General features: G+C 67.3%; 11 protein-coding genes. 6 read left to right on the forward strand and 5 right to left on the reverse strand.

Annotation, left to right across the window (positions count from 1 at the left end):
- Window positions 1-3: 3 nt before the first annotated feature.
- Both ACFWUP_RS19495 and ACFWUP_RS19500 read right to left on the reverse strand, forming a co-directional pair.
- Window positions 4-1,557, reverse strand: coding sequence for an acyl-CoA carboxylase subunit beta (locus tag ACFWUP_RS19495; RefSeq protein WP_379236144.1), 1,554 nt, complete (start codon window positions 1,555-1,557; stop codon window positions 4-6).
- 139 nt (window positions 1,558-1,696) lie between these two features.
- Complete coding sequence (locus ACFWUP_RS19500) at window positions 1,697-3,442, reverse strand: FAD-dependent oxidoreductase (protein ID WP_379236146.1); 1,746 nt, start codon at window positions 3,440-3,442, stop codon at window positions 1,697-1,699.
- A 573-nt stretch (window positions 3,443-4,015) separates the two neighbouring features.
- On the opposite strand from ACFWUP_RS19500, the gene ACFWUP_RS19505 reads away from it, so the two are divergent.
- Both ACFWUP_RS19505 and ACFWUP_RS19510 read left to right on the forward strand, forming a co-directional pair.
- Window positions 4,016-9,478 carry a carboxyl transferase domain-containing protein gene (locus ACFWUP_RS19505; protein WP_379236148.1) on the forward strand — a complete coding sequence of 1,821 codons (5,463 nt, stop codon included), beginning with the start codon at window positions 4,016-4,018 and terminating at the stop codon, window positions 9,476-9,478.
- 133 nt (window positions 9,479-9,611) lie between these two features.
- A complete protein-coding gene (locus ACFWUP_RS19510; RefSeq protein ID WP_379236150.1) occupies window positions 9,612-9,800 on the forward strand; it encodes a hypothetical protein in 189 nt (62 codons plus the stop codon).
- A gap of 12 nt (window positions 9,801-9,812) precedes the next feature.
- On the opposite strand, the gene ACFWUP_RS19515 is transcribed toward ACFWUP_RS19510, so the two are convergent.
- A complete protein-coding gene (locus ACFWUP_RS19515; RefSeq protein ID WP_379236152.1) occupies window positions 9,813-10,319 on the reverse strand; it encodes a hypothetical protein in 507 nt (168 codons plus the stop codon).
- A gap of 234 nt (window positions 10,320-10,553) precedes the next feature.
- Between ACFWUP_RS19515 and ACFWUP_RS19520 the strand changes: the two genes are divergently transcribed.
- Genes ACFWUP_RS19520 through ACFWUP_RS19535 form a run of 4 tightly spaced genes read left to right on the forward strand, consistent with a single transcriptional unit; the run spans window position 10,554 to window position 12,738 of the window.
- Window positions 10,554-10,844, forward strand: a complete 291-nt coding sequence (locus ACFWUP_RS19520; protein WP_379236154.1) for a hypothetical protein — start codon at window positions 10,554-10,556, stop codon at window positions 10,842-10,844.
- Window position 10,845: 1 nt separating this feature from the next.
- The gene (locus ACFWUP_RS19525; RefSeq protein ID WP_379236156.1) at window positions 10,846-11,520 is read left to right on the forward strand and encodes a HemK2/MTQ2 family protein methyltransferase; all 675 of its coding nucleotides are present in this window, start codon (window positions 10,846-10,848) and stop codon (window positions 11,518-11,520) included.
- A gap of 43 nt (window positions 11,521-11,563) precedes the next feature.
- On the forward strand, window positions 11,564-11,743 hold the full coding sequence (locus ACFWUP_RS19530; protein WP_379236158.1) for a CDGSH iron-sulfur domain-containing protein: 180 nt from the start codon (window positions 11,564-11,566) through the stop codon (window positions 11,741-11,743).
- Window positions 11,743-12,738 carry an iron-containing redox enzyme family protein gene (locus tag ACFWUP_RS19535; protein ID WP_379236160.1) on the forward strand — a complete coding sequence of 332 codons (996 nt, stop codon included), beginning with the start codon at window positions 11,743-11,745 and terminating at the stop codon, window positions 12,736-12,738. The genes ACFWUP_RS19530 and ACFWUP_RS19535 overlap by 1 nt, the downstream gene beginning before the upstream one ends.
- On the opposite strand, the gene ACFWUP_RS19540 is transcribed toward ACFWUP_RS19535, so the two are convergent.
- Both ACFWUP_RS19540 and ACFWUP_RS19545 read right to left on the reverse strand, forming a co-directional pair.
- On the reverse strand, window positions 12,713-13,141 hold the full coding sequence (locus tag ACFWUP_RS19540; protein ID WP_379236162.1) for an ATP-binding protein: 429 nt from the start codon (window positions 13,139-13,141) through the stop codon (window positions 12,713-12,715). The genes ACFWUP_RS19535 and ACFWUP_RS19540 overlap by 26 nt on opposite strands.
- Window positions 13,142-13,219: 78 nt before the next feature.
- Entirely contained in the window at window positions 13,220-13,639 is a 420-nt protein-coding gene (locus ACFWUP_RS19545) for an STAS domain-containing protein (protein WP_379236164.1), read from the reverse strand.
- Window positions 13,640-13,730: the final 91 nt, after the last annotated feature.

The following is a 13,730-nucleotide window of genomic DNA, read 5'->3' on the forward strand; positions in this document are numbered from 1 at the left end:
TGATCAGATCGGGTACAGCGGATGCTTGCGCGGGTTGAACTCTGGTTTGACCGGCGGCTTGTCACGCAGCAGGCGCAGCGCGTGCCGGATCTCGAGGCGCGAGCGTGAGGGTTCGATGACCGCGTCGATGTAGCCGCGTTCGGCGGCGATCCACGGGGTCGCGATCGTCTCGTTGTACTGGTTGATCATCCAATCACGTGCCGCGGCGCGGTGTTCCTCCGCGACAGCGGCCAATTGGCGTTTGCCGGCGAGGTCGACCGCGCTCTCGGCGCCCATCACCGCGATGCTGGCGGTCGGCCACGCGAAGCTGACGTCGGCGCCGACCTGACGGCAACCCATCATCCCGTACGCGCCGCCGTAGGACTTGCGCACCACGAGGTTGATGATCGGCACGGTCGCCTCGATGATCGCGCGCGGCACCCGGCCGCCACGGATGATCACGCCCGCGTCCTCCTGCTCGAGTCCTGGCAGCACGCCGGGTGTGTCGACGACGAAGATCAGCGGGATGTTGAAGGCGTTGCACAGGCGGATGAAGTAGGTCGCCTTGTCGGAGGCGACAGCGTCGACGGAACCGCCGAGAACCAGCGGCTGGTTCGCGAGCACACCGACCGGATGGCCGTCCACCCTGGCGAAGCCGGTGATCATGTTCGGGGCGAAAGTGGTTCGGATCTCATGGAATTCGCCGTCGTCGAACAGGCGGAGCAGGATGTCGTGCATGTCGTAGCCCGCACGATCGGAATCCGGGATGATCGTGTCGAGTTCCAGGTCGTAGGCGGTGATGTCCGGTTCCAGACCTGGATTGACGATCGGTGGCTGTTCCAAGCAGCTCGACGGCATGTAGCTCAGGTAGTTACGCGCCCACTCGAAGGCTTCCTTCTCGTCCTCGGCGACGTGATGCAGAGTGCCGCGTTTGGCCTGCACCTCCGCGCCGCCGAGCGCCTCGGCGCTGACGTCCTCGCCGGTGACGGCCTTGATCACGTCGGGCCCGGTGACGAACATGTACGTATCCTTGGTGCCGATCAGCACATCGGTGTTGATCGGCCCGTACACCGAACCGGCGGCGCATTTGCCGAGCAGGATCGACACCTGCGGCACATAGCCGGACAGCTTCTCCAGCACCGTGGTCATATCGCCGAACGTGGCGAGCGAACCGACGGCGTCCTGCACGCGCGCACCGGGGGAGTCGTTGATCGTCACCACCGGGCAGCCGGTGTCGAACGCGAGTTTCAACGCGCGCATGAACTTTCGCGCACCCGTGATGCCGACGGACCCGCCGTACACGGTCGGATCGTGAGCGATCACAACCACCGTGCGGCCACCGATCAAACCGCGACCGGTCACCATCCCGTCACCGTAGAGGGTGTCCGGTTTGTCGCTCTGACGTGCCAACGCGCCGATCTCGATGAATGTCCCAGGATCGAGCAGCATGTCCATCCGCTCGCGGACGCTGGGAATGCCCCTCTTGGCTCGCCTCGCGATAGCGGTCTCACCTGCTGGTTCCGCGGCGATCGCCAGAATTTCGGCTAGTTCATCGAGCTTCGCCTTGGTAGTTACCACGCTTACTGCCACCTTCCAACCAACTCAAGTGCTCTGCGCGACGGTAGTCGAATCACCGCGCAACAGCGCGATAAGGCTGGGAGGCAGGACAGATCACAAAGTCCGGACCAGCTATCTCATCGCATTCTCCACAGTGCGATCAGTGATCTTCGCGTGCAGACGAGGTGACCGGCCAGATCGGCAGGCGAAGCGCGGCGGTCGCGGTGGCGGGGACGACGGGGTCGTTCGGTGCCACCGCGGTGAGCCGCTCGTAGGGAGCGCCCATGGCCGGGCGCGGGTCCGTTTCGCCCTTGTTGGGCCACAGCGAGGCGGCGCGTTCGGCCTGGGCCGCAATCGTCAGTGACGGATTGACGCCCAGGTTCGCCGATATCGCCGAGCCGTCGACGATGCTCAGGCCGGGGTAACCGTGGACCCGGTGATAGGGGTCGATGACGCCGGTGCCCGCATCGGTGCCGATGACGCAACCACCGATGAAGTGCGCGGTCATCGGGATATTGAACACATCCGGCCACGTACTGCCCGGTGTCGCACCGAGTTTCGCGGCCACGTGCCGGGTCGCCTCGTGACCGGGCGGAATCCAGGACGGGTTGGGTTCGCCGAACCCCTGCTTACTGGTGAACCGGCGACCGAACACCCCGCGACGGGTGTAGGTGGTGATCGAATTGTCCAGGCTCTGCATCACCAGCAGCACCAGCGTGCGCTCGCTCCACCGGTTGGTGCGCAACAGGCGCACGGTCTGCACCGGGTGACGTCCGGCGATCAGCAGCACCCGTGACCAGCGCGGCAGCCGCTGGTCACCGTCGACGAGGTAGGTGTTGAGCAAACCCATCGCATTGGAGCCCTTGCCGTAGCGCACGGGTTCGACGTGGGTGTTGGGCGTGGGATGGAACGAGGAGGTGATCGCCACGCCCTTGGTGATGTCGACGGCCGGATCGACCTCGGTGCGGCCCGCGCCGAGGATGGCTTCGGAGTTGGTCCGGGTGAGCACGCCCAGATGCGGCGAGATCTCGGGAAGCACCGCGGTGTCGCGCATCTTGAACAGCAGGTGCTGGGTGCCCCAGGTGCCCGCGGCCAGCACCACATGGCGCGCCGAGATCGTGGCGCGGTGCTTGCGGACCCAGCTTCCGGTGCGTGCGGTGTCGACCAGCCAGCTACCGTCGGGCTGCGGCCGGATCGCGGTCACCGTGGTCATCGGCGAGACCACGGCCCCGGCCTGCTCCGCCAACCCGAGATAGTTCTTGACCAGGGTGTTCTTGGCGCCGTGGCGACACCCGGTCATGCATTCCCCACACTCGATACACCCGGTGCGCTCGGGCCCGACGCCACCGAAATACGGGTCGGCGGCCGTCTTGCCCGGCTCACCGAAGTACACCCCGACCGGGGTCGGCACGAAGGTGTCGCCGACGCCCATCTCGTGAGCCACCGACTCGATGATGGTGTCGGCCGGAGTCATGTGCGGATTGCGCACGACGCCGAGCATCCGCCGCGCCTGGTCGTAATGCGGGCTGAGCTCGGCATCCCAGTCGGTGATCTCGGCCCACTGACGATCGCCGAAGAACGCCTCGCCCGGCTTGTAGAGGGTGTTGGCATAGTTCAGCGAACCGCCGCCGACCCCGGCACCGGCCAGGATGAAGCAGTCACGCAGGCGATGGATCCGCTGAATTCCGTAGCAGCCCAACCTCGGAGCCCACAGGTACCGGCGCAGGTCCCAGTTGGTCGCGGCGAAATCGGCATCGGCGAAGCGGCGCCCGGCCTCGAGAACGCCGACGCGGTAACCCTTTTCCACCAGTCGCAGGGCAGTGACACTGCCACCGAAACCCGACCCGACGATCAGTACGTCATAGTCGTAGGAGGGGCCGGCGCTGTTGGTGGACTCTTTGGACACGGACCGACGTTAGAAGCCCCCGCTCCGTAACGACCCATTCGGCGCGTCCGCCTGGCAGAACTCACGATCTCCGCCACTCGGGTCTGGTAAGCGTGACAAAAGGGGGCGAAAACCGAGTGGGCAGCCGAAGAACTCGTCACGAATTCCTCCGGGCACGGTTGAACCGGCACCTACTTCGATCCGAATGCCGATCCAGACCGAGGACGGCTGCTGATCGGTCGGGCGGAACGAGAGGGAGATCACGTCGAATATGTTGTCGGTCAACATGATTGATAGGATCTCGCGGTGAGTGGATGGCCCGGGACCGCAGACCTGGGCCGTCCACTCGCCTAGGGTTGTGACTGTTTTCCCGCGTGGCATCGCGATGCCCGCCGCTGGTCATCTCGCCGTCTTCGACCGCTCGCATTCGTCGGGTTGTATGGTGCTCGGCGGCCGCTCGTGTCATGGCTACGTGCCGGTAACCCGCGCACGGTGCTTGTATATGAGATACGGGGGTGCAGACTGCGCACGGACCGGGAGTTGCAAACCTCACCCGCAGGACGATGTCTGAGGGTAAATGGAAGGAGTCGGCGAGTGTTCAGCCGTATCGCCATCGTGAATCGGGGCGAGGCCGCCATGCGCCTCATCCACGCCGTCCGTGATCTGGCGGCGGCGACCGGGCTACCGATCGAAACCGTCGCGCTGCACACCGACGTCGACCGGAATGCCACCTTCGTTCGGGAAGCCGATATCGCCTATGACCTCGGTCCGGCGTCGGCACGCCCGTACCTGGACCTCAAGGCCCTGGAGAAGGCACTCGTCGCCACGAAAGCAGACGCCGCCTGGGTCGGCTGGGGTTTCGTCGCCGAAGATCCCGCGTTCGCCGAGCTGTGCGACCACATCGGCGTCACCTTCGTCGGGCCGAGTGCCGAGGCGATGCGCAAGCTCGGTGACAAGATCGGCGCCAAGCTGATCGCCGAGGAAGTCGGTGTGCCGGTCGCACCGTGGAGCCGGGGCGCGGTCGACACCGTCGAGGACGCCATCGAAGCGGCCACCCGGATCGGCTACCCGCTGATGCTGAAGGCCACCGCCGGTGGTGGCGGTCGCGGCATCCGCGTGATCACCAACGAAGCCGAACTCGTCGACGCCTACGAGCGCACCAAGCAGGAAGCCGCCCGCGCCTTCGGTAGCGGCGTCGTGTTCCTCGAGCGCCTGGTCACGGGCGCGCGCCACGTCGAAGTCCAGGTCATCGCCGACGGTCAGGGCACCGCGTGGGCGCTCGGCGTGCGCGACTGCTCGGTGCAGCGACGCAATCAGAAGGTGATCGAGGAATCCTCCTCTCCCGTGCTGAGCGCCGAGCAGACCGCCGAACTCAAGGTCTCCGCCGAGCGCCTGGCGATCGCGGTCGGGTACTGCGGTGCGGCGACCGTGGAGTTCCTGTACCACCCCGGTGACCAGCTGTTCGCGTTCCTCGAGGTGAACACCCGCCTGCAGGTCGAGCACCCGATCACCGAACTCACCACCGGTTTCGACCTGGTGCACGCGCAGCTGCGGGTGGCCTCGGGCATCAAGCTCGAAGGTGAGCCGCCGGTCGAGCGTGGACACGCCATCGAAGCCCGTCTCAATGCCGAGGACCCCGACCGCGACTTCGCGCCCGCTCCCGGCCGCATCGTGCGCCTCGATCTGCCCGCTGGCCCCGGTATCCGCGTCGACACCGGCGTCAGCCAGGGCGACACCATCCCCGCCGACTTCGACTCGATGATCGCCAAGATCATCGCCTACGGCCGCGACCGCGACGAAGCACTCGGCCGACTGCGCCGGGCCATGGCCCAGACCCGCGTCGTGATCGCAGGCGGTGCGACGAACAAGAGCTTCGTGCTCGATCTTCTCGACCAGCCCGAGGTCATCGACGCCAGCGCCGACACCGGCTGGATCGACCGGGTTCGTGGAGAAGGTCGCCTGGTCACCCACCGGCACTCGACCGTGGCGCTGGCCGTGGCCGCGATCGACGCCTACGAGGAAGACGAACGGGTCGAGCGGCAGCGCCTGATCTCGACCGCGTCCGGCGGGCGTCCGCAGGTGCAGCACGAATCGGGACGGCCCCTCGACCTGAAACTGCGCGGCGCGAGTTATCGCGTGCGCGTCGCCCGGATCGGTGCGCACCGGTTCCGCGTCGGCATCGAAGCCGGTGGCGACCTGCGCACCGCCGATGTCGATCTCGAGCGTTTCGATCACCACACCGGCCAGATCGTCGTCAACGGCACCCGCTACCGCCTGATCACCGGCACCCACGGACCCACCCACGTGGTCGATGTCGACGGCGTGACCCACCGGATCAGCCGCGACGAAGGCGGCGTCGTCCGCTCGCCCGCCCCCGCGCTGGTCGTCGGCACGCCGCTCGAGGTCGGCGCCGAGGTCGAGGCCGGTGCGCCGGTGCTCGTGCTGGAGAGCATGAAGATGGAAACGGTGCTGCGCGCACCGTTCCGCGCCCGGCTGAAGGAATGCGCGGTCTCCGTCGGCACCCAGGTCGAAGCGGGCGCGCCGCTGCTGCGCCTCGAGCCCCTGGCAGACGACGACGAAGCCGCCGAGACCGCGACCACCGGCACCGTAGAACTCGATCTGCCCAGCGCGACAACACCTTTGGACGCGCACGAGCGAGTCACCCGCGGCCTGCAGGATCTGAGCAGCCTGCTGCTCGGCTTCGACGTGGACCCGCACGACGAGAGTCGCGTCCTCGACGACTACCTCACCGCGCGCCGCGAAGCCGTCGCCGACAGCCTGCGCCCGCTCGCCGAAGAGCTCGAACTGGTGCAGATGTTCGCCGATCTCGCCGAGTTGAGCCACAACCGCTCGGCCGACGACGATCACGGCCACGGACACGTCCACAGCGCCCGCGAGTACTTCCACACCTACCTGCAGAGCCTCGACGTCGAACGGGCCGGGCTGCCGGAGTCGTACCAGGCCAAGCTCGGTACGGCGCTGCGCCACTACGGAATCACCGAACTGGACCGCACGCCCGACCTCGAAGCGGCGGTCTTCCGGATCTTCCTGGCCCAGCAGCGCCCCACCGACACCGTCACCGTCGTCACCGCGCTGCTGCGCGAATGGCTGACCGAGCCGATGCCCGACCAGGTGCTGCGCGAACCCGTCGGCCTGGCCCTGGAGCGTCTCGTCGCGGCGACGCAGGTGCGTTTCCCGGTGATCGCCGACCTCGCCCGCGGCCTGGTCTACAGCTGGTACGGCCAGCCGCTGCTGCGCCGCAACCGCGCCCGCGTGTACACCAATGTCCGCAAGCACCTGAGCCACCTGGACACGAACCCGCAGGCAGAGGATCGCACCGCCCGAATCGCCGAAATGGTGCGCAGCACCGAACCTTTGGTGCGCCTGCTCGGTCAGCGACTCGAGCGGAACAAGCCCGACCACACCGCGATGCTCGAGGTGCTCACCCGGCGTTACTACGGCAACAAGGGCCTCACCGGGGTGCGCACCGAACAGGTCGGTGACACCACCTTCGTCGTCGCCGAACGCTACGGTTCGACGCTGGTCTCCACCGCCGTGAGCTTCGACGAACTCGGTTCCGCACTCAACGGCCTGGCCGAATTGGCCACCGGCGCAGTCTCCATCGACGCCGACATCTACCTCAGCTGGGAATCGCAGCCGGAGGACTTCGACGCGATGGCCGCCGCGCTGCAGGACGTGCTCGGCGCGCATCCGGTACCCAACCAGGTGCACCGGATCACCGCCACCGTCGCGGGCAGCGGTGGCTCGGTCATGCACCACCACTTCACCTTCCGTCCGTCGGTGACCGGGATGGCCGAGGAGCGGTTGATCCGCGGCTTGCACCCCTACATCGCACAGCGGATGCAGCTGGAGCGGTTGCGCAAGTTCGACCTCACCCGCCTGCCGTCCTCGGACGAAGAGGTCTACCTGTTCCGCGCCGTCGCCAAGGAGAACCCCTCCGACGATCGTCTCATCGCCTTCGCCCAGGTCCGTGACCTCGCGGCGCTGCGTGACCACGACGGCCGCCTGATCGCCCTGCCCACCGCCGAGAGCGCCATCGCCACCTGCGTGGACTCGATCCGCCGGGCGCAGTCGCGGTTCCCGTCGGCCAAGCGGCTCAACACCAACCGCATCGTGATGTACATCTGGCCGCACATGGATGTCACCCGCGCCGAGCTCGAGACCATCGGTGGCCACGTGCTGCCGACGGCCGCGGGCGCCGGGCTCGAGGAGATCTTGCTCATCGCGCGTCAGCGTGATCCCGAGACCGGCGAGCTGACCAAGGTCGGCGTGCGGATCACCTTCCGTCCCGACGGCGGGTCCGATGTGACGGTCGGCGAGCGGACCGACGAGCCCGTCGAGCCGCTGGACGAATACCGCCAGAAGGTGCTGCGCGCCGCGGCCCGCAACACGGTGTACCCGTACGAATTGACCTCGCTGCTGGGCGATTTCGCCGAGTACGACCTCGATGCCGAGCACGCGCTGGTACCGGTCGAGCGGCCGAAGGGGCACAACAAGGCCGCGATCGTCGCCGGTGTGGTGACCACGTCGACCGTGCAGCATCCCGAGGGCGTCACCCGTGTGCTGCTGCTCGGTGATCCCACCAAATCCCTTGGCGCGCTGTCGGAACCGGAATGCCGCCGGGTGATCGCCGCACTCGATCTGGCCGAGAGCCTGCAGGTGCCGCTCGAGTGGTACGCGCTGTCCTCGGGCGCGCGGATCTCGATGGCCTCGGGCACCGAGAACATGGACTGGGTCGCGGCCGCGCTCAAGCGGATCGTCGAATTCACCCAGGGCGGCGGCGAGATCAACATCGTGGTCGCGGGCATCAATGTCGGCGCGCAGCCGTACTGGAACGCCGAGGCCACCATGCTCATGCACACCAAGGGCGTGCTGATCATGACCCCGGATTCGGCCATGGTGCTCACCGGAAAGCAGTCCCTCGACTTCTCCGGTGGCGTCTCCGCCGAAGACAACTTCGGCATCGGCGGCTACGACCGCGTGATGGGCCCGAACGGGCAGGCCCAGTACTGGGCGCCGAACCTCCTTTCCGCCCGCGACGTACTCATGGCGCACTACGAGCACACCTACATCGCCCCCGGCGAGCAGGCACCGCGTCGCGCCGAGTCCACCGACCCGATCGACCGTGATATCTCGAGCTTCCCGCATGTGTTGGCGGACAGCACCTTTGCCACCGTCGGCGAGATCTTCTCCGCCGCCGCCAACCCGGATCGCAAGAAGCCCTTCGACATTCGCACCGTCATGAAGGCACTGGCCGACCAGGACCACCCCGTCCTGGAACGCTGGGCGGGTATGGCCGACGCCGAGACCGCGGTCGTACACGATGCGCACCTCGGCGGAATCCCGGTGTGCCTGTTGGGCATCGAGTCACGCAACGTGGCCCGACGCGGGTTCCCGTCCACCGACGGACCCGACACCTACACCGCGGGCACCCTGTTCCCGCGCTCGTCGAAGAAGGCCGCACGGGCCATCAACGCCGCCAGCGGTAACCGCCCGCTCGTGGTGCTGGCGAACCTGTCGGGCTTCGACGGCTCACCCGAGTCGATGCGCAAGCTGCAGCTCGAGTACGGCGCCGAAATCGGCCGTGCCATCGTCAATTTCGACGGCCCCATCGTGTTCTGCGTGATCTCGCGCTACCACGGCGGTGCGTTCGTGGTGTTCTCGAAGGCGCTCAACCCGAACATGACGGTGCTCGCGCTGGAAGGCTCGTTCGCCTCGGTGCTCGGTGGCGCACCCGCCGCCGCGGTGGTGTTCGCCGGTGAGGTGAAGTCAAGGACCGCCGCCGACCCGCGCGTGCGGGAGCTGGAGAGCCGAGTGGCCAACGCCGTCGGCACCGACCGCGCGACGCTGAGCGCCGAGCTCGACGAGACCCGCTCGTCGGTGCGTGCGGAGAAGCTGGGCGATGTGGCCGCGGAGTTCGACCGCGTGCACAACATCCAGCGCGCGGTCGAGGTAGGTTCGGTGGACGCCATCGTCAGCGTCGCTGATCTGCGTCCGCGGATCATCGCCGCGATCGAAGCGCGCCTGCCCGCGTAGCAACCAGCCGACCGGGCTCGGGATCAGACCGAGCCCGGTCGGCTGGAACGCGCAGTTCATGGGAGTGGTCCTGACCACACAGCACGCCCCGTATACCCTGGCCTCTTCGCATCATGAAGTAGGAGCCCCGAAGATGGCCTTGGCGAGACACTGCGACCGCGACGGTTGCGACAGCTGGCAGCGCGTCGACCGCGACGTCAACAACCGCTGGATCACCGTCGACCTCGGCGGCGGCGACATCCGGCACTTCGACACCCGCGACTGCCTCATGCACTGGTCCGCCGCCACCAGCGTCCCGACCGAGGTCTACCCGGCCGGGTAGTTTCGCCCTCGATCAGCGAGGGTCGGCGAGGTGCCAGCCGCTCTGGCTCAGATCGGGCCGGTTGTTGGGAAACATCTGGAAGTAGATCCGATTGTCTTCGACCCTGGTGGTGCGGACGGTGACGTCGGTGCTGCTCTTGTCGGCGAGGACCGCGATGCACTGGGTGGATTCGTCGGCTTTGCCGCGGAGCATATTGCCGCAGAGCGCACCGCCGGACGGGAAGATGCTGGTGCTGAGGCCGTAGTGCTTGGAGAGATCTCTCGCCAGGCCACCGACGATCGTTTCGAGTGTCTTCGCGTACAGCGCAACGTCTTTCAGGATGACGTTCGTTCCGCCGGAATGTTCGACCTCCCACCGGCTGCCGTTGGACTCGATCGCCGTGCAGGTCCCACTCGCAGTGGGCGCGGCTGTGGGCGAGAGCGCGCACTCCACGGCGTGGAAGTCTCGACCCGTCTTGGTCTTCAGCGCGGTGGCGATGGCCGTCTGTACCGCGGTGTTGTCGGCGATTCGACGTGCCATCTCGGCACTGTCGACCTGGTCCGCTCCGGCCGCACTGCTACACCCGGCCACCATGAATACGGACAAAACCACCAACCATCGACGCATCCGCGAATCGTATGCGATCGCACGTATTCGACCTATTCGGCAGAGCGTCGAACTCGGGCGGCTCAGTGCGGTGCTGGGTGATTGCTTTGCCGGTTTGCGGGCATGTCCAGGGAAAGGGCGGTGTCGTCCTCGAAAGGAGCATGCGCGATGAACCAGTCAGAGGAACAGTTTCCCGATGACGCTCGGACCACCCGGATGCATGCGGGGGAGTCGATCAGGGATACACGGAACTGGCCGGGGTTGATCCTGGCCGCCGTCGGGTTGGTGTTGCTCGGTCTCACGCTCACCGCGGCCGGATACGGCTTCGCGGGCTGGGCCGTGATCGCGGGAGTGGCGTGTGTGGTGTGTTTGGTGTTGGGGATCGGGCTTGTGGTCGCCGAGCATCGGCGGGTGAAGGCGCAGGAGGATCTGCCCCTCGGCGAACCGCGAGGTCACTGACGTGGTGGTTCTTCGGGTGCCGCGTGTCTACCGGCCGCAGGCCGACACGTGGTTGCTGGCCCGTGCGCTGCACGAGGTGCCGTCGCTGCGAGGCGGACGGGTGCTCGATGTGTGTGCGGGGACCGGTGCGCTCACACTGGCCGCGGCCGCGGCGGGTGCGGGCAGTCTGACCGCGGTCGATCTGTCCTGGTCGGCACTGATGTCGACCTGGATGAACTGTCGGCTGCGGGGGATCGCGGTGGAGTTGCTGCACGGCGACTTCGCCTCGGCGCTGCGGTTGCCGCGCTTCGACGTGGTGGTCGCGAATCCGCCGTACGTTCCCGCCGAGCAGACAAGCGGTCGCGGTGCGGCGCTGGCCTGGGATGCGGGCCACGACGGGCGCAGCGTGCTGGATCGGCTGTGCGCGATGCTGCCAGATCTGCTCACCGAACGTGGTGTCGGGTTGATCGTGCACTCGGCGGTCAGCGATCCGGAGCGCAGCCTGAGTCAGTTGCGCGGGCTCGGCGCGAGTGCACGGGTGGTGGCGACCGGGACGGTGCCGTTCGGGCCGGTGATGCGGTCGCGGGCCGAGTGGCTGGCCGCGAACGGTTTCATCCGGCCCGGGCAGCGCGAGGAGGAACTGGTGGTGATTCGTGTCGACCGAACCTCGTCTCCCGTCGTCGCCGACCCCGCCTGAGTCGACCCCGCGCGAACCGGCTCGACCAGAGCCCCGTCGCGTCGTGCTCACCGAGGACGGTCCCGCCCTCATCGACGGACCGGTCGACCTCGTGACCGTCGACGGCGAAGTACTGCACTGCGACCGCTTCGTGGTGGCGCTGTGTCTGTGCCGCCGATCGACTACCTACCCGCTGTGCGACACCAGCCACCGGCGCCGACATCGCCCGAGGAGTGCCGACTGATGCCCCAGAGAACACTGCCGAAACCGCGCGGCGAACTGTCCGCCGCCATCATCGAATTGCTCACGCGCCCACCGGGTTCCGTGGTCCCGTGTGCCCCCGATCTCGACCCCTACGGCGACGATCTCCAGCTCACCCTGCACACCTGCTACGAACTCCACTACCAGGGTTTCGCGGGTGTCGAGGAGAGCTGGGAATGGGATCCCGATCTGCTGCGCCTGCGCCGCGATCTGGAGAACCAGTTCCGCGCGGCCCTGCACGCCGACGTCGCAGGCGGATACGACGTGGAGCAGGAACTCGACCGCCTCCTCGAACCGACCAGCGACACCGACGGCATCGCCGGATTCCTCACCGACCACGGCACCCCCGACCGGTTGCGCGAATACTTCGTCCACCGCTCGATCTACCACCACATCGAAGCCGACCCGTATGCCTGGGTGATCCCACGCCTGCGCGGGCAGGTGAAGGCCTCACTGGTGGCAGTGGAATTCGACGAGTTCGGCGGCGGCCACGGCGACCGCGTGCACGCGCAACTGTTCGCCGATCTGCTCGCCGGCGCTGACCTCGATCCGGCCTACCTGCACTACCTGGACGTAGTACCAGCGCCGATGCTCGCGCTGGTGGACATGATGTCGCTGTTCGGCCTGCACCGCGGCCTACGCGGCGCACTGGTCGGCCACTTCGCCACCGCCGAGATCACCTCGTCACCGGCATCGCGGCGCCTGGCCGAACTCGCGCGCACCCTGCTCCCGCACCCCGCGTGCGCGCACTTCTACGCCGAACACGTCGAGGCCGACGCCGTCCACGAACAGGTGATGCGCCGCGATGTCATCGCCGGTCTGCTTGCCGCCGAACCCGAACAGGCCCGGTCGATCGTGTTCGGCATCCAGGCGACGAACCTGCTGGAAGATCGCTTCGCCGAGCACGTGCTGCGGTGTTGGAATGCCGACGGCAGTTCCCTGCTCGAGCCGATCAGTGCACTCGCCGCACCTGCGTGAAGGTGATGGCAACCGGGTAACCGCCGAGTTCGCGGTCATAGGGTTCGTGGTCGGCGACGAGGTGATCGGTGATCGACCCCATCACATGCCAGCCGAACCCCGTCGTGTCGATCGGGTCGGTGTCGCCGCAGACGCCGCGCACCGAGATCCTGATCCGGAATCCGTCGGCGACCACGTCGCAATGGAGTTGGGAATCGGGAACCGCGCCCAGGACCAGGCAGGTTGCCGCCTCGTCGAGCGCGACTCGGGTGTCGGCCACTTCGTCGACCGTGAAACCCGCGATCAGGGCAACGGTTTCGGCGACGGCTCGGAGCATGACGATCTGTCCCAGATCGGCGTCGATCTGGATGTGGGTCGCTGTCGCGTGTTCGGAGTCGGTGACGATCCGGTCGCTCGAATCCACGATGTCCTCCTCCCTGGCGTGCGCTGGAGTGGGCTTCATCGAGCGCATACCCAGGATCAGAGGGAGCGAAACAGACTGTCAGGCGCCGGGTCGGTATCCGGACGCCTCGTCGATGGACAGGTAATAGCGGAACAACGGCCGCACACCGACCAGGTCGAGGGCCCGTTCCACTTCGCGGGTGCCGGTGAGCAGGCGGATGTCGACCCCGCGTGCCCAGGCGTCGGCTTTCGCGGTGCCGAGCATCGCCGCCACCCGGATGCTCAGGAACTCGGTATCGCGCAGATCCAGGATGACCACCCGCGCGCCGGAACGCACCGAGCGGTCGAGCAGCTCACGGAATCGGGGCATCCGGGCCGCGTCGAGTTCGATTCCGGCGTGCAGTACCCAGCAGCCGGGCCGCCCCGGGTCGCACAGCGCCAACTCGGCCGCGGCGTGTGCGGAGGACCCGCGATACCAGCGCAGCCGACTCGAGTGCCGACGATCCATGACGACAGACATACAGACCTCCTGTGCGACAGGGTGTTCCGGTTCGCACGACCGAAGGCCATTGGCCGACAGGCAAGGTGCGGTGCACGGGAACCGGGGTCGG

The organism is Nocardia sp. NPDC058658, from assembly GCF_042716665.1.
In the GTDB taxonomy this organism is placed as follows: domain Bacteria; phylum Actinomycetota; class Actinomycetes; order Mycobacteriales; family Mycobacteriaceae; genus Nocardia.